The organism is Citrobacter sp. RHBSTW-00986 (genome assembly GCF_013783065.1).
In the GTDB taxonomy this organism is placed as follows: domain Bacteria; phylum Pseudomonadota; class Gammaproteobacteria; order Enterobacterales; family Enterobacteriaceae; genus Citrobacter; species Citrobacter braakii.
In genome coordinates this window covers 4358040-4379348 of the sequence record NZ_CP056200.1, presented here as the reverse complement: position 1 = coordinate 4379348, position 21309 = coordinate 4358040, and the positions used below count along the sequence as shown (strand labels likewise).

Genomic DNA, 21309 nt, shown 5'->3' with positions numbered 1-21309 from the left:
ATGCCGATTCAGGTTCTACCGCCACAGCTGGCGAACCAGATTGCCGCAGGCGAGGTGGTAGAACGGCCTGCGTCAGTGGTGAAGGAGCTGGTGGAAAACAGTATCGATGCCGGTGCGACGCGCATTGATATTGATATTGAGCGCGGCGGCGCGAAGCTTATCCGTATTCGTGACAACGGCTGCGGGATTAAAAAAGACGAGCTGGCGCTGGCGCTGGCGCGTCATGCCACCAGTAAAATTTCCTCGCTTGACGATCTCGAAGCCATCGTGAGCCTCGGGTTTCGCGGCGAAGCGCTGGCCAGTATCAGCTCCGTTTCTCGTTTAACCCTGACGTCGCGTACGCAAGAACAACCTGAAGCCTGGCAAGCCTATGCCGAAGGGCGCGACATGGATGTGACGGTTAAACCCGCTGCGCATCCGGTGGGAACCACGCTGGAGGTGTTAGATCTGTTCTACAACACTCCGGCGCGGCGCAAGTTTATGCGCACCGAGAAAACTGAATTTAATCATATCGACGAAATAATCCGCCGCATTGCGCTGGCACGTTTTGATGTGACGATTAATTTGTCGCACAACGGCAAAGTGGTGCGTCAGTACCGGGCAGTGGCTGCGGATGGGCAGCAAGAGCGCCGACTGGGCGCGATTTGCGGCACGCCGTTTCTGGAACATGCGCTGGCGATTGAATGGCAGCATGGCGATTTAACGCTGCGCGGCTGGGTGGCCGATCCTAACCACACAACGGCGGCGCTGGCGGAAATCCAGTACTGCTATGTGAATGGCCGGATGATGCGCGACCGGTTGATCAACCATGCTATTCGTCAGGCCTGTGAAGATAAGCTGGGAGCCGATCAGCAGCCCGCTTTTGTGTTGTATCTGGAAATCGACCCGCATCAGGTGGATGTTAACGTACATCCCGCCAAACATGAGGTCCGTTTTCATCAGTCCCGCCTGGTGCATGATTTTATTTACCAGGGCGTGTTGAGCGTCCTGCAACAGCAGCTTGAAACGCCGCTGCCGTTGGCTGATGATGACGAGCCCGCGCCAAGGCACATCCCAGAAAACCGCGTCGCGGCCGGGCGTAACCATTTTGCCGAACCGGCCCCGGCGCGTGAACCTGCGACACCGCGTTACTCAGCATCTGCTGGCGCTGGCAGTAGTGGTGGCCGTCAGACGGGGGCCAGTTGGCCTCATGCCCAGCCTGGATATCAAAAGCAGCAGGGTGAGATTTATCAGCAACTGCTACAGACGCCGGTTCCGCCGCGTAAAACGCCGGTTTCTGAAACGCCATCAGCTCCTTTATCCGGCAGCAGTCAGGGCTTTGGGCGGGTGCTAACCATTGTCGGTACGGACTGCGCATTACTCGAATGCGATGGTCATATTCGGTTGCTGGCATTGCCGGTGGCGGAACGTTGGCTACGTCAGGCGCAGTTAACGCCGGACCAGGGCGTCGTTTGCGCTCAGCCGTTACTGATCCCTTTACGTCTAAAAGTAAACGCTGATGAAAAAGCGGCGCTGCAAAAAGGGCAGAGCCAACTGGCTGAGTTGGGTATTGAATTTCAACTGGATGCACAGCATGTGACCATCCGGGCGGTGCCTTTACCCTTACGCCAACAAAATTTACAAATCTTGATTCCTGAACTGATAGGCTACCTGGCGCAGCAGTCCGAATTCGAACCGGGCAATATTGCACAGTGGATTGCACGTAATCTGATTAGCGAGCATCCGCAGTGGAGCATGGCTCAGGCGATTACGCTGTTAGCGGATGTTGAGCGGCTTTGTCCACAACTCGTGAAGGCGCCGCCGGGTGGTTTGTTACAACCTGTTGATTTACATTCGGTAATGAATGCCCTGAAACATGAGTGATACCCGTAAGGCGAGCCTGCCAAAGGCGATTTTTTTGATGGGGCCGACGGCCTCCGGTAAAACGGCACTGGCAATTGAATTGCGTAAAGTTTTGCCTGTAGAGTTGATAAGCGTTGATTCCGCCCTTATTTACAAGGGGATGGATATCGGTACAGCCAAGCCTGATGCAGATGAATTACAGGCCGCGCCGCACCGGTTGCTGGATATCCGCGATCCGTCCCAGGCGTACTCTGCTGCGGATTTTCGCCGCGATGCGTTAGCCGAGATGGCCGATATCACCGCCGCGGGGCGTATTCCGCTGCTGGTGGGCGGCACAATGTTATATTTCAAAGCCTTGCTTGAAGGGCTGTCGCCGTTACCGTCGGCAGATCCGGAAGTCAGGGCCAGAATTGAGCAGCAGGCGGCAGAGCATGGGTGGGACGCGTTACACCGACAGCTTCAGGAAATAGATCCGGTGGCTGCGGCGCGTATTCATCCAAATGATCCGCAAAGACTTTCCCGGGCACTGGAAGTTTTTTTCATTTCGGGTAAAACTTTAACGGAGCTGACGCAAACGTCAGGAGATGCTTTGCCGTATCAGGTGCATCAGTTTGCTATCGCCCCGGCGAGCCGTGAACTGCTCCATCAGCGAATTGAGCAGCGTTTTCATCAGATGTTGGCTTCAGGTTTTGAAGCAGAAGTCCGGGCGCTATTTGCCCGTGGAGATTTGCATACGGATTTGCCTTCCATTCGTTGTGTAGGGTATCGCCAGATGTGGTCATACATTGAAGGCGAAATTTCATACGATGAAATGGTTTATAGAGGTGTTTGCGCCACGAGGCAGTTGGCGAAACGACAGGTAACCTGGTTGCGTGGTTGGGAAGGGGTGCACTGGCTTGACAGTGAAAAGCCTGACCAGGCGCGAAACGAAGTATTACAGGTTGTTGGTGCTATCGCGAACTGAATGTGTACAATTGAAACGTATCGTGCGCAATTTTTCAGAATCGAAAGGTTCAAAGTACAAATAAGCATATAAGGAAAAGAGAGAATGGCTAAGGGGCAATCTTTACAAGATCCGTTCCTGAACGCACTGCGTCGGGAACGTGTTCCAGTTTCTATTTATTTGGTGAATGGTATTAAGCTGCAAGGTCAAATCGAGTCTTTTGATCAGTTCGTGATCCTGTTGAAAAACACGGTCAGCCAGATGGTTTATAAGCACGCGATTTCTACTGTTGTCCCGTCTCGCCCGGTTTCTCATCACAGCAATAATGCCACCGGCGGCACTGGCAGCAACTACCATCACGGTAGCAACGCGCAAGGTTCATCTGCGCAACAGGACAGCGAAGAAACCGAATAAGGTTGTTAGCTGTTTTACACACGGGGAGCCAGCGATCCTGCGTTCCCCGTTGATATATATTAAGGGGTTGACGCTTGTTTGACCGTTATGATGCCGGTGAGCAGGCGGTACTGGTACACATCTATTTTTCGCAAGACAAAGATATGGAAGACCTCCAGGAGTTTGAATCTCTGGTTTCTTCCGCCGGTGTCGAAGCAATGCAGGTGATTACCGGGAGCCGTAAAGCACCGCACCCGAAGTATTTTGTTGGTGAAGGTAAGGCAATCGAAATTGCGGAAGCCGTAAAAGCGACTGGCGCTGCGGTGGTGATTTTTGATCATGCTCTAAGCCCCGCCCAGGAACGTAACCTGGAACAGTTGTGCCAGTGTCTTGTTATCGACAGGACAGGTCTTATTTTAGATATTTTTGCCCAGCGTGCGCGCACCCATGAGGGTAAGTTGCAGGTTGAGCTGGCGCAGTTGCGCCATATGGCTACTCGTCTGGTCCGTGGCTGGACCCACCTTGAAAGGCAAAAGGGCGGGATTGGTTTGCGCGGTCCGGGTGAAACCCAGCTCGAAACCGACCGTCGTTTGCTGCGTAATCGCATTTTGCAAATACAGTCGCGCCTGGAAAAAGTTGAAAAGCAACGTGAGCAGGGGCGACAGTCGCGCAAGAAAGCGGATGTCCCAACCGTATCACTGGTGGGATATACCAACGCCGGAAAATCCACCCTGTTCAACCAGATCACCGAAGCCCGGGTTTACGCAGCGGATCAGCTGTTTGCGACCCTGGACCCAACGCTGCGCCGTATAGACGTAGCGGACGTCGGTGAAACCGTGCTGGCGGATACCGTAGGGTTTATCCGTCATTTGCCGCACGACCTGGTGGCGGCGTTTAAAGCCACCCTGCAGGAAACGCGTCAGGCGACATTGCTGCTGCATGTTATTGATGCTGCAGATTTTCGTGTGCAGGAAAACATCGAGGCCGTCGACACGGTGCTCGAAGAGATCGATGCGCATGAGATCCCGACTCTGCTGGTGATGAATAAAATCGATATGCTGGATGATTTTGAACCACGTATCGACAGAGATGAAGAGAATAAACCCATTCGCGTTTGGGTTTCAGCGCAAACGGGAATAGGTATACCACAGCTTTTTCAGGCTTTGACTGAGCGACTTTCCGGTGAGGTGGCGCAGCATACGTTGCGTTTGCCGCCGCAGGAAGGGCGTCTGAGAAGCCGGTTTTACCAACTTCAGGCAATAGAAAGAGAGTGGATGGAGGAGGACGGCAGCGTAGGTCTGCAGGTTCGTATGCCGATCGTAGACTGGCGTCGCCTCTGTAAACAAGAACCGGCACTGGAAGACTATATTGTCTGACCTGACGGATATGGCCTGAAGATTTTTTCGCCTCTATACCTTGTGGGTTTTGTGCAGCATGAAGGTGGCAAGTCCTGAAATCTTCAGGAGCATAGTCAACTATGTGACTGAGATTAAAGGGCGTAGCCAACGCATCGGCAGCGCAAAATACGCAGGTATAGCATCGCATAACAAATATGGAGCACAAAAATGGCGTGGAATCAGCCCGGTAATAACGGACAAGACCGCGACCCGTGGGGAAGCAGCAAACCTGGCGGCAACCCTGAGGGAAATGGAAACAAAGGTGGTCGCGATCAGGGACCTCCCGATCTGGATGATATCTTCCGCAAACTGAGTAAAAAGCTCGGTGGTCTGGGTGGCGGTAAAGGTGCTGGTTCTGGCGGCGGTAGCTCATCGCAAGGCCCGCGTCCGCAATTGGGTGGTCGAGTTTTTACTATCGCAGCGGCAGCTATCGTCATTATCTGGGCGGCCAGCGGTTTCTACACCATTAAAGAAGCGGAACGCGGCGTGGTGACACGCTTCGGTAAATTCAGCCATTTGGTTGAACCGGGTCTGAACTGGAAACCGACCTTTGTCGACGAAGTGACGCCGGTCAACGTGGAAGCCGTGCGTGAACTTGCCGCATCCGGCGTGATGCTGACCTCTGACGAAAACGTCGTACGCGTTGAAATGAACGTGCAGTACCGCGTGACCGATCCGCAGCGTTACCTGTTTAGCGTAACCAGCGCGGATGACAGTCTGCGTCAGGCAACCGACAGCGCCCTGCGTGGGGTTATCGGTAAATACACCATGGACCGTATCCTGACCGAAGGGCGTACCGTTATTCGTAGCGATACCCAGCGTGAACTGGAAGAAACGATCCGTCCGTACAACATGGGTATCACCCTGCTGGACGTCAACTTCCAGGCAGCACGTCCGCCGGAAGAAGTAAAAGCCGCGTTTGACGATGCCATTGCAGCACGTGAAAACGAGCAGCAGTACATCCGTGAAGCAGAAGCGTACACCAACGAAGTTCAGCCACGTGCTAACGGTCAGGCGCAGCGTATTCTGGAAGAAGCGCGTGCTTACAAAACGCGAACCATCCTGGAAGCACAGGGTGAAGTGGCTCGTTTCGCAAAAATTCTGCCGGAATATAAAGCCGCACCGCAAATTACTCGCGAGCGTCTGTATATCGAAACCATGGAAAAAGTGCTGAGCAATACCCGCAAAGTCCTGGTTAACGATAAGGGCAGCAATCTGATGGTTCTGCCGCTGGATCAAATGCTGAAAGGCGGTAGTGCGCCAGCAGCAAAGAGTGACAGCAGTTCAAACCTGCTGCGTCTGCCGCCAGCAACGACGTCCGGCACTGGAGCAAGCAATACCTCGTCCACCAGTCAGGGCGATATTATGGACCAACGCCGCGCGAACGCGCAGCGTAACGACTACCAGCGTCAGGGGGAATAACGATGCGTAAGTCAGTTATTGCGATTATCATCATCGTTCTGGTAGTTCTGTTCATGTCTGTCTTTGTGGTCAAAGAAGGCGAGCGCGGGATTACTCTGCGCTTTGGTAAAGTTCTGCGTGACGATGAAAACAAGCCGCTGGTTGTGGCACCAGGCCTGCACTTCAAGATTCCGTTTATTGAATCTGTGAAGATGCTGGATGCGCGTATTCAGACCATGGACAACCAGGCCGATCGCTTTGTTACCAAAGAGAAGAAAGACCTGATCGTTGACTCCTACATTAAGTGGCGCATCAGTGACTTTAGCCGTTACTACCTGGCAACGGGCGGTGGCGATGTTTCTCAGGCAGAAGTCCTGCTGAAACGTAAGTTCTCTGACCGTCTGCGTTCTGAAATTGGTCGTCTGGACGTGAAAGACATCGTTACCGATTCCCGCGGTCGTCTGACGCTGGAAGTTCGTGATGCGCTAAACTCCGGTTCTGCTGGCACGGAAGATGAAGTCGCGACACCAGCGGCAGATAGCGCGATTGCCGAAGCGGCTGAGCGTGTTCAGGCTGAAACAAACGGTAAAGTACCGGTCATCAACCCGAACAGTATGGCGGCATTGGGCATCGAAGTGGTTGACGTGCGTATCAAGCAAATCAACCTGCCTGCTGAAGTGTCTGAGGCTATCTACAACCGTATGCGCGCTGAGCGTGAAGCGGTAGCGCGTCGCCATCGTTCACAAGGTCAGGAAGAAGCGGAAAAACTGCGTGCCACGGCGGATTATGAAGTGACTAAAACGCTGGCAGAATCTGAGCGTCAAGGCCGCATCATGCGCGGTGAAGGCGATGCAGAAGCCGCTAAACTGTTTGCCGATGCGTTCAGCCAGGATCCTGACTTCTACGCCTTCATCCGTAGCCTGCGTGCTTACGAGAAGAGCTTCGAAGGCAACCAGGACGTGATGGTCATGAGCCCGGACAGCGATTTCTTCCGCTACATGAAGACACCGAGCACTACGACACGCTAATAAAGTTCCAGCGGTTTTAAACCAGCAAAACCACCGGCATCCCCAGGGATGCGGTGGTTTTCTTTTTATAAAAGGACGATGGATGAATTCAACAATTTTGCTGGCGCTCGCGCTGGTTTTGGTGCTGGAAGGCCTGGGCCCTATGCTTTATCCCCGCGCGTGGAAGAAAATGATTTCCGCAATGGTGCAACTTCCCGAAAATACTTTGCGTCGTTTTGGTGGAGGTCTTGTGGTTGCGGGCGTTGTGGTCTACTACATGTTGAGGAAAACGATTGGCTGATCAATAAGTAGCCTATTTTGCGGATTTTCGCATGCAAAAAGTGCTGTATATCTGAAAAAGCGGTGGTAGAATCCATTTTTAAGCAAACGGTGATTTTGAAAAATGGGTAACAACGTCGTCGTACTGGGCACCCAATGGGGTGACGAAGGTAAAGGGAAGATCGTCGATCTTCTGACTGAACGGGCTAAATATGTTGTGCGCTACCAGGGTGGTCACAACGCAGGCCATACTCTCGTAATCAACGGTGAAAAAACCGTCCTCCATCTTATTCCATCAGGTATTCTTCGCGAGAATGTCATCAGCATCATCGGTAACGGTGTTGTACTGTCTCCGTCCGCGCTGATGAAAGAAATGAAAGGACTGGAAGATCGTGGCATCCCGGTTCGCGAGCGCCTGCTGTTGTCTGAAGCTTGTCCGCTGATCCTTGATTATCACGTTGCGTTGGATAATGCTCGTGAGAAAGCGCGTGGCGAGAAAGCGATCGGTACTACCGGTCGTGGCATCGGTCCGGCTTATGAAGACAAAGTAGCTCGTCGCGGTCTGCGCGTTGGCGATCTGTTTGATAAAGCAACCTTCGCTGAAAAACTGAAAGAAGTGATGGAATATCACAACTTCCAGCTGGTGAATTTCTATAAAGTTGAAGCAGTTGACTACCAGAAAGTGCTGGATGATGTGATGGCGATTGCCGACATCCTGACCTCTATGGTTGTTGATGTTTCCGATCTGCTGGACCAGGCGCGTAAGCGTGGCGATTTCGTCATGTTCGAAGGCGCACAGGGTACCCTGCTGGATATCGACCACGGTACCTATCCGTACGTAACGTCTTCCAACACCACCGCAGGTGGCGTGGCGACCGGTTCCGGCCTGGGTCCACGTTATGTGGATTACGTTCTGGGTATCATTAAAGCTTACTCTACACGTGTAGGCGCGGGTCCGTTCCCGACTGAGCTGTTTGATGACGTTGGCGAGTTCCTGTGCAAACAAGGTAACGAGTATGGCGCGACCACCGGTCGTCGTCGTCGCACCGGTTGGCTGGACTCCGTTGCGGTACGCCGTGCAGTACAGATTAACTCCCTGTCTGGCTTCTGCCTGACCAAACTGGACGTACTGGACGGTTTGAAAGAGGTGAAAATCTGTGTCGCTTATCGTATGCCGGATGGCCGTGAAGTAACGACTACCCCGCTGGCTGCAGACGACTGGAAAGGTATCGAGCCGATCTACGAAACCATGCCGGGCTGGTCTGAATCCACCTTCGGTGTGAAGGAACGTAGCGGTCTGCCGCAGGCAGCACTGAACTACATCAAGCGTATTGAAGAACTGACCGGTGTGCCGATTGATATTATCTCAACTGGCCCAGACCGTACTGAAACCATGATCCTGCGCGACCCGTTCGACGCATAATTCTGGTTATAGCGTGGCGTCGAATGGCGCTGCGCTTGCACTATCTTAGGCCGGATGAGGCGCTTTGCATCATAATCCGGCTTAAAATCACGTAAGTTCCTCGCTTTTTTCCTTCCTGAACTGAAATAAATTAGCGACCTGGCTGGTGGCTGGTTTATCATCAATGTAATTAATACCACCAGGTTTATCCGTTTTATCCCTTTTCCTGAGGTTGATGTGCAGTTAACAAGTTTCACCGATTACGGATTACGTGCGCTAATCTACATGGCGTCACTTCCCGAAGGACGTATGACCAGTATTTCTGAGGTGACAGAAGTCTACGGCGTGTCCCGTAATCATATGGTCAAAATAATCAATCAACTTAGCCGTGCGGGCTTCGTTACTGCTATTCGAGGAAAAAATGGCGGTATCCGCCTGGGTAAACCAGCTAAGGATATTGGTATTGGTGATGTGGTTCGCGAGCTGGAACCACTATCGTTGGTCAATTGTAGCAGCGAGTTTTGCCACATTACCCCAGCCTGTCGACTTAAACAGGCGCTTTCTAAGGCAGTGCAAAGTTTTCTCACGGAACTGGACAACTACACACTTGCTGATTTGGTTGAAGAGAATCAACCGCTTTATAAATTATTGCTGGTGGAGTGACGAAAATCTTCATCAGAGCTGACAATGGAGGAACCTCGATGTCACAAGATCCTTTCCAGGAACGCGAAGCAGAAAAATACGCGAATCCTATCCCGAGCCGGGAATTTATCCTCGAACATTTAACTAAACGTGAAAAACCGGCCAACCGCGATGAGCTGGCCGCTGAACTCAACATTGAAGGTGAAGAGCAGCAAGAAGCGCTGCGTCGCCGCCTGCGCGCCATGGAGCGTGACGGGCAACTGGTCTTCACTCGTCGTCAGTGCTATGCGCTGCCGGAGCGTCTTGACCTGCTGAAAGGTACCGTTATTGGCCACCGTGATGGCTACGGCTTTCTGCGCGTTGAAGGCCGCAAAGATGACCTGTACCTGTCCAGCGAGCAGATGAAAACCTGTATTCATGGCGATCAGGTGTTGGCACAGCCGCTGGGAGCGGACCGTAAAGGTCGTCGCGAAGCGCGTATTGTGCGCGTACTGGTACCGAAAACCAGCCAGATTGTCGGTCGCTACTTCACCGACGCTGGCGTTGGGTTTGTCGTCCCTGACGACAGCCGCCTGAGCTTTGATATCCTGATCCCGCCGGAAGAGGTGATGGGTGCTCGTATGGGTTTCGTGGTCGTGGTTGAGCTGACCCAGCGTCCGACGCGTCGCACTAAAGCGGTGGGTAAAATTGTTGAAGTCCTGGGCGACAACATGGGAACCAGCATGGCCGTTGATATGGCGCTGCGTACTCATGAAATCCCGTATATCTGGCCTCAGGCGGTCGAAAAACAGATCGCTGGCCTGAAAGAAGAAGTGCCGGAGGAAGCGAAAGCCGGACGTGTCGATCTGCGCTCCCTGCCGCTGGTCACTATCGATGGCGAAGATGCGCGTGACTTCGACGATGCGGTTTACTGCGAGAAGAAACGCGGCGGCGGCTGGCGTTTATGGGTGGCGATTGCTGACGTAAGCTATTACGTTCGCCCGCCGACTCCGCTGGACCAGGAAGCGCGCAGCCGTGGCACATCCGTCTACTTCCCATCGCAGGTTGTTCCGATGCTACCGGAAGTGCTGTCTAACGGATTGTGTTCGCTCAACCCGCAGGTGGACAGGCTGTGTATGGTCTGTGAAATGACCATTTCTTCGAAAGGCCGCTTAACAGGCTTTAAATTCTACGAAGCGGTTATGAGCTCCCATGCGCGTCTGACCTACACCAAGGTCTGGCACATGCTGCAGGGCGATCAGGAACTGCGTGAGCAGTACGCGCCGTTGGTTAAACACATTGAAGAGCTGCATAACCTCTACAAAGTGCTGGATAAAGCGCGTGAAGAGCGTGGCGGTATCTCGTTTGAAAGTGAAGAAGCGAAGTTTATCTTCAATGCTGAACGCCGTATTGAGCGTATTGAGCAGACGCAGCGTAATGACGCGCACAAACTGATTGAAGAGTGCATGATCATGGCGAACATCTCAGCGGCGCGATTCGTTGAGAAAGCCAAAGAGCCGGCACTGTTCCGCATTCACGATAAGCCGACGACCGAAGCGATTAATTCGTTCCGTTCGGTGTTGGCGGAGCTGGGGCTGGAGCTGCCCGGCGGTAATAAACCCGAGCCGCGTGATTACGCTGAACTGCTGGAGTCGATTGCTGACCGTCCTGACGCAGAAATGCTGCAAACTATGCTGCTGCGTTCAATGAAGCAGGCGATTTACGATCCGGAAAACCGCGGTCACTTTGGTCTTGCGTTGCAATCTTATGCACACTTTACCTCGCCGATCCGTCGTTACCCGGATCTCTCCTTGCACCGGGCGATTAAGTATCTGCTGGCGCAGGAGCAGGGCCATAAAGGCAATACCACGGAAACGGGTGGCTACCATTATTCGATGGAAGAGATGCTGCAGCTGGGTCAACACTGTTCGATGGCCGAGCGCCGTGCTGACGAAGCCACACGCGACGTCTCTGACTGGCTGAAGTGCGACTTTATGCTGGATCAGGTAGGTAATGTCTTCAAAGGCGTGATCGCCAGCGTTACCGGGTTTGGTTTCTTCGTCCGTCTTGATGAGCTGTTTATCGACGGTCTGGTGCATGTCTCCTCCCTGGATAACGACTACTATCGTTTTGACCAGGTTGGGCAGCGTCTGACGGGGGAATCCAGCGGTCAAATGTATCGCCTGGGCGATCGCGTGGAAGTTCGCGTGGAAGCGGTCAACATGGACGAGCGTAAAATCGACTTCAGTTTGATCTCCAGCGAACGTGCACCGCGCAATGAAGGTAAAACCGCGCGTGAAAGAGCGAAAAAAGGCGATGCGGGTAAAAATACCGGTAAGCGTCGTCAGATGGGCAAAAAAGTAAATTTCGAGCCGGATAGCGCTTTCCGCGGCGAGAAGAAAGGCAGAGCCAAACCTCAGGCGGATAAAAAAACGGCTGAGAAGAAAGGCGATAAAAAAGCGAAAAAGCCATCGGCAAAAACGCTTAAAATCGCTGCCGCCACCAAAGCTAAACGCGCGACGAAAAAGAAAGTCGCGCAATAACAGCCATAAACAGTAAGTCGGGCAACCTCGCGTTGCCCGCGTTACGCATAAACTATTAACGAGTACATTCATGAGTGAAATGATTTACGGCATCCATGCGGTGCAGGCTCTGCTGGAACGTGCGCCTGAGCGCTTCCAGGACGTCTTTATTCTCAAAGGTCGTGAAGATAAACGCCTGCTGCCGCTGATCCACGCACTGGAAGCACAGGGTGTTGTCATTCAGCTGGCTAACCGCCAGTTCCTGGATGAGAAAAGCGAGGGTGCGGTACATCAGGGAATTATTGCTCGCGTGAAGCCGGGTCGTCAGTATCAGGAAAACGATCTGCCGGATCTGATTGCTACGCTCGATCAGCCGTTCTTTTTGATCCTCGATGGTGTTACCGATCCGCATAACCTGGGGGCATGCCTGCGTAGCGCCGATGCTGCTGGCGTCCATGCTGTTATCGTACCGAAGGATCGTTCTGCGCAGTTGAATGCAACGGCGAAAAAAGTGGCCTGCGGCGCGGCAGAAAGCGTACCGCTGATCCGTGTGACCAACCTGGCGCGCACTATGCGTATGCTGCAGGAAGAGAATATCTGGATCGTCGGAACCGCAGGTGAAGCTGATCATACTCTCTACCAGAGCAAAATGACCGGACGTCTGGCGCTGGTGATGGGCGCAGAGGGTGAAGGTATGCGTCGTTTGACCCGCGAACACTGTGACGAACTGATCAGCATCCCGATGGCTGGGAGCGTTTCGTCGCTGAATGTTTCAGTTGCGACGGGCATCTGCCTGTTTGAGGCTGTACGCCAGCGCGGCTAAACTATCTCCCTCATTTCTCTCTTCTCTCAAGCCATCCTTCCGGATGGCTTTTTTGTGACCGTTGTCCCATGCGTGCAGCCCTCTGCCTGACCATACTTAAGGTGACGGCCATTGACGGAGGGAGACACAATGCACTGGCAAACGCATACCGTTTTTAACCAACCTGTACCGCTCAATAACAGCAACTTATATCTGTCCGATGGCGCGCTGTGTGAAGCGGTTATCCGTGAAGGCGCTGGCTGGGATAGCGATCTTCTCGCCAGTATTGGTCAGCAGCTAGGGACTGCCGAGTCGCTCGAGCTTGGCCGTCTGGCCAATGCTTTTCCACCCGAGTTGTTGCGCTACGACTCGCAGGGTCAGCGGCTGGATGATGTGCGTTTTCATCCTGCCTGGCATTTACTGATGCAGGGATTGTGCGCCAATCGCGTACATAATCTGGCCTGGGAAGAAGACGCGAGGCAGGGAACATTTGTTGCCCGGGCGGCCCGTTTCATGCTGCATGCGCAGGTGGAAGCGGGCACGTTGTGTCCGGTTACCATGACTTTTGCCGCCACGCCGTTGTTACTTCAGATGTTACCTGCCCCCTTTCACGACTGGTTTACGCCGCTGCTAAGCGACCGTTATGACTCGCATTTACTGCCCGGAGGGCAAAAGCGTGGGTTATTGATCGGCATGGGAATGACCGAGAAGCAGGGGGGGTCAGATGTGCTGAGTAATACCACTCAGGCAGAACGTCTTACAGACGGCTCGTATCGGCTGGTGGGACATAAGTGGTTTTTCTCCGTGCCGCAAAGCGATGCCCATCTGGTGCTGGCCCAGGCAAAGGGAGGCTTATCCTGCTTTTTTGTACCGCGATTTTTACCCGACGGGCAGCGTAATGCTATCCGTCTGGAGCGGCTGAAAGATAAGTTAGGCAATCGCTCCAACGCCAGCTGCGAGGTTGAATTCCACGATGCGATTGGCTGGCTATTGGGTGAAGAAGGGGAAGGTATACGTCATATCCTGAAAATGGGTGGGATGACGCGTTTTGACTGTGCGCTCGGCAGTCATGGCATGATGCGACGTGCTTTTTCTGTCGCGATTTACCATGCGCACCAGCGACAGGTTTTTGGCAAACCATTGATCGAACAACCGATGATGCGCCAGGTATTAGGTCGGATGGCGCTCCAACTGGAAGGTCAGACGGCGTTACTGTTCCGACTGGCGCGGGCCTGGGACCGTCGCGCTGATGCCAAAGAATCTCTGTGGGCCAGGTTGTTCACACCAGCAGCGAAATTCTCTGTTTGCAAGGCCGGTATGCCGTTTGTTGCAGAGGCGATGGAAGTGCTCGGCGGGATTGGCTACTGCGAGGAGAGTGAGTTGCCGCGCCTGTATCGTGAGATGCCGGTAAACAGTATCTGGGAGGGCTCTGGCAACATTATGTGCCTCGATGTATTGCGGGTGCTGACAAAACAACCCGGCATATACGATATGCTCAGCGAAGCCTTTGCTGAGGTAAAAGGGCAAGACCGACATTACGATCGAATGGTACGTCAACTACAGCAGCGTTTACGTAAACCCAGCGAGGAGTTGGGACGGGAGATTACACAGCAGCTTTTCCTGCTCGGTTGCGGGGCGCAGATGTTGCGCTATGCCTCTCCGCCAGTGGCGCAGGCCTGGTGTCAAATGATGCTCGATACGCGTGGTGGACTACGATTGTCCGAACAGGTGCTGAACGACTTGCTCCTGCGGGCAACGGGGGGATTACGGTAATAATATGCCTGATGGCGACGCTGGCGCGCCTTATCATGCCTACATTCAATGTAGGCCGGATAAGTTTACGCCATCCGGCAATCTGTTAAGCATAGAGTATGGCCTGTACGCGCCAGTTGTCGGGCTGCTGGTCTTCGTACATCTGAATGATCCGATACCATGAGGCACCCTGTTCATCCGCTTTTAACGCGACTACTCGTTCTACATCCTGCGGATTCCCTGCAATGTTACTGACAGATATCAGGCCAATTTCGTTCAGGCCTGTAACGCAGTCAGCACTGGCGAACTCGGCAGACTGCGCCGTAGTACCTACCAGTCCGGCAGAAAGCAGCAGTGAGGATAAGGCAAGTGATTGTTTCATCGTCAGCTCCATTATTCGTACCCCTACACACGGCAGGGCATTCCATCGCGATCATAAACCTCAAGCTTCCTGCTGTTGGTTTATTGTGCACAGGTAAACGCATAGCGGCGCAAAGCAATGTAAAGCTGACTAAATTCCAACCCAATGTTATTTACGATACAAAATAGCCTGTGAATACCATTGGCCTGTCACGATGGTTTCATCCACTAATAAAACCACGTAGTAATCAGCTTTAGCCGCGACGGCTTTGTCACGGATCTCTGCCAGCGCATCATCCGGAGAGCCTCTTACCAGCGCGCTGACCGTTCCTATTCGCTGTAACCCATTACTCTGGTCACGGCGGATCTCCTGCGGGTGGTCGGCAACGGGCGGTGCGGGTTGCGGCGTTCCCTGTAGCACGCTACAGGCGCTTAAAAGCATCACCAGCAATAAAGAGGCAAACCGACGCATAACTCTATCTCGTTTCCTGATAGCCATAGTGTAGTGCCTTATCAATTTCCCTTTAGGGGAATGTTCCCGAAGTGTTATCTCTCACGCGATTTTCGAATGAAAATGTTGCGAAAGCGTAACCCAGTTCTCAACATTATGAATCATTGCCGAACACATTCGCTTGCGTTAAGTATTGCTGCATGGCATACCAGAAAAAAAGAGGCGACAAATGATCGAAATTGAAACACGACAGTTGGCTGGTATCCCTGTCTTGCACGCCGTTCCGGCTGGCAAACGCGAGAGTTCACTCCCTTGCATTATTTTCTATCACGGGTTTACATCTTCAAGTCTGGTCTATAGCTATTTTGCCGTTGCTCTGGCTCAGGCCGGATTCCGGGTTGTCATGCCAGATGCGCCCGACCATGGTGCCCGCTTCAACGGTGATGCTCAGGAGCGAATGTTCCGCTTCTGGCATATATTGCAGCAAAACATGCAGGAGTTTACGACGTTACGTGCGGCGCTGGTGGCGGAAAATTGGCTATCAGATGAAAGACTTGCTGTTGCGGGGGCGTCGATGGGAGGCATGACGGCGTTGGGCATTATGGCCCGCCATCCCGAGGTTAAATGTGTAGCCAGCCTGATGGGTTCGGGCTATTTTACCAGTCTTGCACAGACGCTTTTTCCCCCTTTACGAGTCCAGACGCCAGAGCAGCAGGCAGAGTTCGATGCCGTTATCGCACCGCTCGCCGAATGGGACGTTACGCATCAGCTACAACGCCTGGCCGACAGACCGTTGCTGTTGTGGCATGGACAGGAGGACGATGTGGTGCCCGCGGTTGAAACCTTCCGCTTACAACAGGCCCTGATTCAGGCAGGGCTGGATAACAATTTAACCTGCCTGTGGGAAGCGGGCGTGCGCCACCGCATCACGCCAGAGGCGCTGGCAGCGACGGTAACGTTTTTTCGCCAGCACCTTTAAACGCGCACGATGTTTACGCCCTGAGCTTCAAGTTGTTGCAGAATCTCAGGGTTAGCGTTTTTTCCGGTAATGAGCATATCGATTTGATCGGCGCGACTGAACAGCATCCCCGCGCGTTCACCGACCTTACTGCTATCGACCAGCACCACCAGTTTACCCACTACGTTAAGCATCTTCTGCTCAGCCATCGCGGTTAGCATATCGGTTTTATACAGTCCGTCCGCGGTCAACCCTTTACCGCTGGTAAACATCCAGTGTCCGGCATACAGGCTATTTTCGCTGCCTTGCGGACTAAGCGTGATGGACTGGCTTTTGTTGTATTGCCCTCCCATGATGATCACGCTGTCATGCTCCTGGTCGATCAGATAGTTCGCCAGCGGCAGATAATTGGTGATGATCTGCACTGGCTTGCCGCACATTTCACGACCAAGCAGGAAGGCGGTTGATCCGCAGTTGATCACCACGCTTTCACCCGCATTTACAAGCTGGGATGCGGCCTTGGCAATGCGAACTTTTTCATCGTGGTTCTGCGCCTGATGCAGATTCATAGGTGTCCAGCGCGGACGTTGCTGAGTAATGGCTTCTGCGCCATTGCGGACTTTCTTGAGTTTGCCGCTTTCGTCGAGTTTATTGATGTCCCGGCGTGCTGTGGCTGGTGAAATCCCCAGACGCTCAATCACGTTCTCAACGGTAACAAAGCCCAACTGCGCCAGCATATCCAGCAATATTTGATGTCTTTGTGCTTCAGTCATGAGCTATTCCGATACAAATTGATTTGAAAAGATGATATTTGAAATAGCCTGGAAATACTAAAGTAAATGGGAAAAAATGCCGGAATATCCCGGCATTTTGTAGGGGTCACAAGAAGGATTTAAACGGCAGATCCGGTTCAATCGTGAAGCAGTCATCAAAGCCGCGCGGATAGTGATATTCAAAGTTATCTTTATCCAGCGGCCAGGTGAACTTACCGCCCACCTGCCAGATAAACGGCTTAAAGCCATACTTCAGTCGATCTTTTTTCATCTCCCACAGTACGCGGATCTCCTGAGGGTCGGCCTGGAAGTTTGACCAGATGTCATGATGGAAAGGGATCACCACTTTCGTATTCAACGCTTCCGCCATGCGCAGCATGTCGGAGCTGGTCATTTTGTCCGTAATCCCGCGCGGATTCTCACCATAGGAGCCGAGCGCAACGTCGATCTGGTGCTCGTTGCCATGCTTTGCGTAGTAGTTAGAGTAGTGCGAGTCTCCGCTGTGGTACAGCGTACCGCCCGGTGTTTTGAACAGGTAGTTTACCGCACGGGCATCCATACCATCCGGCAGCACACCTGCCGCTTTTTGATCGGCAGGTAGCGTGATTAATGCCGTACGATCAAACGCGTCAAGCGCATGAATTTCAATATCTTTCACTTTCACCACATCGCCTGGTTTTACCACGATGCAGCGCTCTTTTGGCACACCCCAACCCATCCACAGATCCACACAGGTTTGCGGCCCGATAAATGGCACGTCATCGGCGCAGTTTTGCATGACGGCGGCCGCGACATTCACGTCGATGTGATCGTTATGATCGTGTGTCGCCAGCACCGCATCGATCTGTCGAATTGCAAACGGATCAAGAACAAACGGCGTGGTGCGCAGGTTTGGCTGCAGTTTCTTCACCCCAGCCATGCGTTGCATCTGGTGGCCGGTTTTCATTAGCGGGTTACCGTGACTCTGTTTACCCGTCCCGCACCAGAAATCGACGCAAATGTTCGTCCCGCCTTCCGACTTCAGCCAGATGCCGGTACAGCCAAGCCACCACATAGCGAATGTGCCCGGGGCGACCTGCTCCTGTTCGATCTCTTCATTCAGCCAACTTCCCCACTCCGGGAATGTGCTCAGGATCCATGATTCACGCGTGATGCTTTTTACTTTACTCATCGCATTTACCTTCATATTTATTCAGATTAAGTCAATTTATGATTTGTTTTGATTGATATTGACATCATTTTTTCAAGAAGGCAATGCGTTGATTTTCGCTGTTCAACGGGGAAATGTGATCAAATCACAGCGTGACAGGATGGTCTACTTGAATGTTGGTTTTGTATTTTATTGTTTTAATAGAGTTTATTTTGGAAGCGATGAATTAGAAGTAAAGCCACTCTGCAAGTGTGTGAATTATTTGCGTACTGCATCACATTTAATCAAATTCAATCTTGTTGTGATTATTTTTGAAAATTAGAGTGAGGGCACAACATCCTGGGCATCTGTAATGAATGTTCAGCAACTTCGTCTACTGGAGATCGTTATGGAGATCCTCTACAACATCTTTACCGTCTTTTTTAATCAGGTTATGACCAACGCGCCCTTGCTGTTGGGTATTGTGACCTGTCTTGGTTACATCCTGCTGCGTAAAAGCGTCAGCGTTATTATCAAAGGCACGATCAAAACGATTATCGGTTTTATGTTGCTGCAAGCGGGATCGGGCATTCTGACCAGCACGTTTAAACCGGTGGTGGCGAAGATGTCTGAAGTTTACGGTATCAATGGTGCGATTTCCGATACCTATGCCTCCATGATGGCAACCATCGAACGTATGGGCGATGCCTATAGCTGGGTGGGTTATGCGGTGTTGTTGGCGCTGGCGCTGAATATTTGTTACGTACTGCTACGGCGTATTACCGGCATTCGCACCATCATGCTGACCGGCCACATTATGTTCCAGCAGGCGGGCCTGATTGCCGTCTCTCTCTACATCTTTGGTTACCCGATGTGGACCACTATCATCTGCACCGCGGTGCTGGTGTCCCTCTACTGGGGCATTACTTCCAATATGATGTACAAGCCGACGCAGGAAGTGACCGACGGCTGCGGTTTCTCCATCGGTCACCAGCAGCAGTTCGCTTCATGGATTGCCTACAAAGTCGCGCCTTATCTGGGTAAGAAAGAGGAGAGTGTTGAAGATCTGAAGCTGCCGGGCTGGCTGAATATCTTCCATGACAACATCGTTTCTACCGCGATTGTTATGACCCTCTTCTTCGGCGCGATCCTGCTCTCTTTCGGTATTGATGTGGTTCAGGCGATGGCGGGTAAAACCCACTGGACGGTCTATATCCTGCAGACCGGTTTTTCGTTTGCCGTCGCTATTTTCATTATCACTCAGGGCGTACGTATGTTCGTTGCTGAGCTTTCAGAAGCGTTCAACGGTATCTCTCAACGTCTGATCCCGGGTGCAGTGCTGGCTATCGACTGCGCGGCGATTTATAGCTTTGCGCCCAACGCGGTGGTCTGGGGCTTTATGTGGGGCACCATCGGCCAACTGATTGCGGTGGGCATCCTGGTGGGTTGCGGCTCTTCTATTCTGATTATCCCTGGCTTTATTCCGATGTTCTTCTCGAACGCGACTATCGGCGTGTTTGCTAACCACTTTGGCGGCTGGCGCGCGGCGCTCAAGATTTGCCTGGTGATGGGGATGATCGAAATCTTCGGCTGCGTCTGGGCGGTGAAGCTCACCGGGATGAGTGCCTGGATGGGCATGGCGGACTGGTCAATTCTGGCGCCGCCGATGATGCAGGGCTTTGCCTCCATCGGCATCGTGTTTATGGCCGTCATTATTCTGATTGCACTGGCTTATATGTTTTTCGCAGGACGCACCTTGCGCGCTGAGGAAGACGCAGAAAAACAACTGGCAGAACACTCTGCTTAATAAGGAGTTCCGATTATGACCGTACGTATTTTGGCTGTATGTGGCAATGGGCAGGGGAGTTCCATGATCATGAAGATGAAGGTGGATCAGTTTTTAACCCAGTCAAATATTGACCATACGGTAAACAGTTGCGCAGTAGGCGAATACAAAAGTGAACTGAGCGGCGCGGATATCATCATCGCTTCTACCCATATCGCCGGTGAGATTACCGTATCAGGCAATAAATATGTTGTTGGCGTACGCAACATGTTGTCTCCCGCCGATTTTGGACCAAAACTGCTGGAAGTGATCAACGCGCATTTCCCTCAGGACGTGAAGTAAGGAGGCGGCCTATGAAATTACGTGATTCGCTGGCAGACAATAACGCCATCCTTTTACAGGCCGAGGCCAGTTCCTGGCAGGAAGCGGTAAAGCTGAGCGTGGATCTGCTGGTTAAGGCTGATGTGGTTGAACCACGCTACTACCAGGCCATCCTCGACGGAGTCGAACAGTTCGGCCCGTATTTTGTGATTGCGCCCGGCCTGGCGATGCCGCACGGCCGTCCAGAGGAAGGGGTCAAGAAAACCGGTTTTGCGCTGGTGACGCTGAAAACACCGCTGGTGTTTAACCACGAAGATAACGACCCGGTCGACATCCTGATCACCATGGCGGCAGTAGACGCCAACACACATCAGGAAGTCGGCATCATGCAGATCGTGAATCTCTTTGACGACGAAGCCAATTTCGACCGTTTACGCGCCTGCCGTACCGCGCAGGAAGTGCTGGATTTAATTGATAACGCCACTGCGGCGGCTGTTTAAAAGGATACCAAAATGTCATTACCTATGTTGCAGGTTGCGCTGGATAACCAATCAATGTCTTCCGCCTATGAAACGACGCGTCTGATTGCCGAAGAGGTCGATATCATTGAGGTGGGCACGATTCTTTGCGTGGCAGAGGGGGTGCGCGCCGTACGCGATCTGAAGGCGCTTTATCCGCATAAAATTGTGCTGGCGGATGCCAAAATCGCCGACGCGGGTAAAATCCTCTCGCGCATGTGTTTCGAAGCCAACGCTGACTGGGTTACCGTCATCTGCTGTGCGGATATCAACACCACCAGGGGGGCGCTGGAGGTGGCGAAAGAATTTAACGGCGACGTGCAGATTGAACTGACTGGTTACTGGACCTGGGAGCAGGCGCAGGAGTGGCGTGACGCGGGCATTGGGCAAGTGGTATATCACCGCAGCCGTGACGCGCAGGCGGCGGGTGTGGCGTGGGGAGAGGCAGATATCAGCGCCATCAAACGCCTTTCTGATATGGGCTTTAAGGTCACCGTCACCGGCGGCCTGGCGCTGGAGGATCTGCCGCTGTTCCAGGGGATCCCTATCCACGTCTTTATTGCCGGACGCAGCATTCGCGATGCCGCCTCTCCGGTAGACGCTGCGCGTCAGTTCAAACGTTCCATCGCCCAACTGTGGGGATAAGGAGCGA

The 21309-nt window shown here is 52.9% G+C and carries 21 protein-coding genes; 17 read left to right on the top strand and 4 right to left on the bottom strand.

The annotated features are described in order from the left end of the window. The 12 genes from mutL (at window position 1) to HV345_RS21075 (ending at window position 14382) form a co-directional block, all read left to right on the top strand. Window positions 1–1863 (top strand): DNA mismatch repair endonuclease MutL, encoded by a 1863-nt coding sequence (gene mutL, locus HV345_RS21130; protein ID WP_019078200.1) that lies wholly within the window; start codon window positions 1–3, stop codon window positions 1861–1863. Continuing rightward, a complete protein-coding gene (gene miaA, locus HV345_RS21125) occupies window positions 1856–2806 on the top strand; it encodes a tRNA (adenosine(37)-N6)-dimethylallyltransferase MiaA (RefSeq protein ID WP_016151413.1) in 951 nt (316 codons plus the stop codon). Before mutL ends, miaA begins: the two co-directional genes overlap by 8 nt. Window positions 2807–2890: 84 nt before the next feature. Next, complete coding sequence (gene hfq, locus HV345_RS21120) at window positions 2891–3199, top strand: RNA chaperone Hfq (protein WP_003025584.1); 309 nt, start codon at window positions 2891–2893, stop codon at window positions 3197–3199. A 74-nt stretch (window positions 3200–3273) separates the two neighbouring features. Continuing rightward, window positions 3274–4554, top strand: coding sequence for a ribosome rescue GTPase HflX (hflX, locus tag HV345_RS21115; RefSeq protein ID WP_016151415.1), 1281 nt, complete (start codon window positions 3274–3276; stop codon window positions 4552–4554). Between the two features lie 189 nt (window positions 4555–4743). Further along, window positions 4744–5997, top strand: a complete 1254-nt coding sequence (gene hflK / locus HV345_RS21110) for an FtsH protease activity modulator HflK (RefSeq protein ID WP_016151416.1) — start codon at window positions 4744–4746, stop codon at window positions 5995–5997. A 2-nt stretch (window positions 5998–5999) separates the two neighbouring features. Next, the gene (gene hflC, locus HV345_RS21105; RefSeq protein WP_016155510.1) at window positions 6000–7004 is read left to right on the top strand and encodes a protease modulator HflC; all 1005 of its coding nucleotides are present in this window, start codon (window positions 6000–6002) and stop codon (window positions 7002–7004) included. 82 nt (window positions 7005–7086) lie between these two features. Then, window positions 7087–7284, top strand: a complete 198-nt coding sequence (locus tag HV345_RS21100; RefSeq protein WP_047358897.1) for a DUF2065 family protein — start codon at window positions 7087–7089, stop codon at window positions 7282–7284. A gap of 102 nt (window positions 7285–7386) precedes the next feature. Continuing rightward, window positions 7387–8685 (top strand): adenylosuccinate synthase, encoded by a 1299-nt coding sequence (purA, locus tag HV345_RS21095; protein ID WP_003025606.1) that lies wholly within the window; start codon window positions 7387–7389, stop codon window positions 8683–8685. Between the two features lie 216 nt (window positions 8686–8901). Continuing rightward, on the top strand, window positions 8902–9327 hold the full coding sequence (nsrR, locus tag HV345_RS21090) for a nitric oxide-sensing transcriptional repressor NsrR (protein WP_003025609.1): 426 nt from the start codon (window positions 8902–8904) through the stop codon (window positions 9325–9327). A gap of 38 nt (window positions 9328–9365) precedes the next feature. Next, window positions 9366–11828 (top strand): ribonuclease R, encoded by a 2463-nt coding sequence (gene rnr, locus HV345_RS21085; protein WP_094761025.1) that lies wholly within the window; start codon window positions 9366–9368, stop codon window positions 11826–11828. Window positions 11829–11898: 70 nt separating this feature from the next. Beyond that, window positions 11899–12630 (top strand): 23S rRNA (guanosine(2251)-2'-O)-methyltransferase RlmB, encoded by a 732-nt coding sequence (gene rlmB, locus HV345_RS21080; RefSeq protein ID WP_003830482.1) that lies wholly within the window; start codon window positions 11899–11901, stop codon window positions 12628–12630. Window positions 12631–12759: 129 nt separating this feature from the next. Continuing rightward, window positions 12760–14382, top strand: coding sequence for an isovaleryl-CoA dehydrogenase (locus HV345_RS21075; protein ID WP_016155511.1), 1623 nt, complete (start codon window positions 12760–12762; stop codon window positions 14380–14382). A gap of 85 nt (window positions 14383–14467) precedes the next feature. Here the strand turns inward: HV345_RS21075 and yjfN are convergent, their stop codons facing one another. Both yjfN and bsmA read right to left on the bottom strand, forming a co-directional pair. Next, window positions 14468–14743: a DUF1471 family protease activator YjfN gene (gene yjfN, locus HV345_RS21070; protein WP_016151420.1), complete on the bottom strand. Its 276-nt coding sequence runs from the start codon at window positions 14741–14743 to the stop codon at window positions 14468–14470. 147 nt (window positions 14744–14890) lie between these two features. Next, a complete protein-coding gene (bsmA, locus tag HV345_RS21065; protein ID WP_029139740.1) occupies window positions 14891–15220 on the bottom strand; it encodes a biofilm peroxide resistance protein BsmA in 330 nt (109 codons plus the stop codon). 181 nt (window positions 15221–15401) lie between these two features. Here bsmA and yjfP point away from each other — a divergent pair, with 181 nt between their 5' ends. After that, a complete protein-coding gene (gene yjfP, locus HV345_RS21060; RefSeq protein ID WP_181636021.1) occupies window positions 15402–16151 on the top strand; it encodes an esterase in 750 nt (249 codons plus the stop codon). Here the strand turns inward: yjfP and ulaR are convergent. After that, window positions 16148–16903: an HTH-type transcriptional regulator UlaR gene (ulaR, locus tag HV345_RS21055; protein WP_047414946.1), complete on the bottom strand. Its 756-nt coding sequence runs from the start codon at window positions 16901–16903 to the stop codon at window positions 16148–16150. The two genes, yjfP and ulaR, sit on opposite strands and share 4 nt — an antisense overlap. A gap of 106 nt (window positions 16904–17009) precedes the next feature. Further along, a complete protein-coding gene (gene ulaG / locus HV345_RS21050) occupies window positions 17010–18074 on the bottom strand; it encodes an L-ascorbate 6-phosphate lactonase (RefSeq protein ID WP_049282114.1) in 1065 nt (354 codons plus the stop codon). Between the two features lie 367 nt (window positions 18075–18441). On the opposite strand from ulaG, the gene ulaA reads away from it, so the two are divergent. The 4 genes from ulaA to ulaD are packed head-to-tail and all read left to right on the top strand — an operon-like array spanning window position 18442 to window position 21302. Next, window positions 18442–19839 carry a PTS ascorbate transporter subunit IIC gene (gene ulaA, locus HV345_RS21045; RefSeq protein ID WP_016155515.1) on the top strand — a complete coding sequence of 466 codons (1398 nt, stop codon included), beginning with the start codon at window positions 18442–18444 and terminating at the stop codon, window positions 19837–19839. Between the two features lie 15 nt (window positions 19840–19854). Further along, window positions 19855–20160: a PTS ascorbate transporter subunit IIB gene (gene ulaB, locus HV345_RS21040; protein ID WP_016151426.1), complete on the top strand. Its 306-nt coding sequence runs from the start codon at window positions 19855–19857 to the stop codon at window positions 20158–20160. Between the two features lie 11 nt (window positions 20161–20171). Continuing rightward, window positions 20172–20639: a PTS ascorbate transporter subunit IIA gene (gene ulaC, locus HV345_RS21035; protein WP_016151427.1), complete on the top strand. Its 468-nt coding sequence runs from the start codon at window positions 20172–20174 to the stop codon at window positions 20637–20639. Between the two features lie 12 nt (window positions 20640–20651). Beyond that, a complete protein-coding gene (ulaD, locus tag HV345_RS21030; RefSeq protein ID WP_046275837.1) occupies window positions 20652–21302 on the top strand; it encodes a 3-keto-L-gulonate-6-phosphate decarboxylase UlaD in 651 nt (216 codons plus the stop codon). Window positions 21303–21309 lie beyond the last annotated feature (7 nt).

Bases quoted from the DNA above. Each gene is read 5' to 3' on its own strand.
- mutL (WP_019078200.1), top strand. From the start codon at position 1: ATGCCGATTCAGGTTCTACCGCCACAGCTGGCGAACCAGATTGCCGCA.
- miaA (WP_016151413.1), top strand. From the start codon at position 1,856: ATGAGTGATACCCGTAAGGCGAGCCTGCCAAAGGCGATTTTTTTGATG.
- hfq (WP_003025584.1), top strand. From the start codon at position 2,891: ATGGCTAAGGGGCAATCTTTACAAGATCCGTTCCTGAACGCACTGCGT.
- hflK (WP_016151416.1), top strand. From the start codon at position 4,744: ATGGCGTGGAATCAGCCCGGTAATAACGGACAAGACCGCGACCCGTGG.
- hflC (WP_016155510.1), top strand. From the start codon at position 6,000: ATGCGTAAGTCAGTTATTGCGATTATCATCATCGTTCTGGTAGTTCTG.
- HV345_RS21100 (WP_047358897.1), top strand. From the start codon at position 7,087: ATGAATTCAACAATTTTGCTGGCGCTCGCGCTGGTTTTGGTGCTGGAA.
- purA (WP_003025606.1), top strand. From the start codon at position 7,387: ATGGGTAACAACGTCGTCGTACTGGGCACCCAATGGGGTGACGAAGGT.
- rnr (WP_094761025.1), top strand. From the start codon at position 9,366: ATGTCACAAGATCCTTTCCAGGAACGCGAAGCAGAAAAATACGCGAAT.
- rlmB (WP_003830482.1), top strand. From the start codon at position 11,899: ATGAGTGAAATGATTTACGGCATCCATGCGGTGCAGGCTCTGCTGGAA.
- HV345_RS21075 (WP_016155511.1), top strand. From the start codon at position 12,760: ATGCACTGGCAAACGCATACCGTTTTTAACCAACCTGTACCGCTCAAT.
- yjfN (WP_016151420.1), bottom strand. From the start codon at position 14,743: ATGAAACAATCACTTGCCTTATCCTCACTGCTGCTTTCTGCCGGACTG.
- bsmA (WP_029139740.1), bottom strand. From the start codon at position 15,220: ATGGCTATCAGGAAACGAGATAGAGTTATGCGTCGGTTTGCCTCTTTA.
- yjfP (WP_181636021.1), top strand. From the start codon at position 15,402: ATGATCGAAATTGAAACACGACAGTTGGCTGGTATCCCTGTCTTGCAC.
- ulaR (WP_047414946.1), bottom strand. From the start codon at position 16,903: ATGACTGAAGCACAAAGACATCAAATATTGCTGGATATGCTGGCGCAG.
- ulaG (WP_049282114.1), bottom strand. From the start codon at position 18,074: ATGAGTAAAGTAAAAAGCATCACGCGTGAATCATGGATCCTGAGCACA.
- ulaA (WP_016155515.1), top strand. From the start codon at position 18,442: ATGGAGATCCTCTACAACATCTTTACCGTCTTTTTTAATCAGGTTATG.
- ulaB (WP_016151426.1), top strand. From the start codon at position 19,855: ATGACCGTACGTATTTTGGCTGTATGTGGCAATGGGCAGGGGAGTTCC.
- ulaC (WP_016151427.1), top strand. From the start codon at position 20,172: ATGAAATTACGTGATTCGCTGGCAGACAATAACGCCATCCTTTTACAG.
- ulaD (WP_046275837.1), top strand. From the start codon at position 20,652: ATGTCATTACCTATGTTGCAGGTTGCGCTGGATAACCAATCAATGTCT.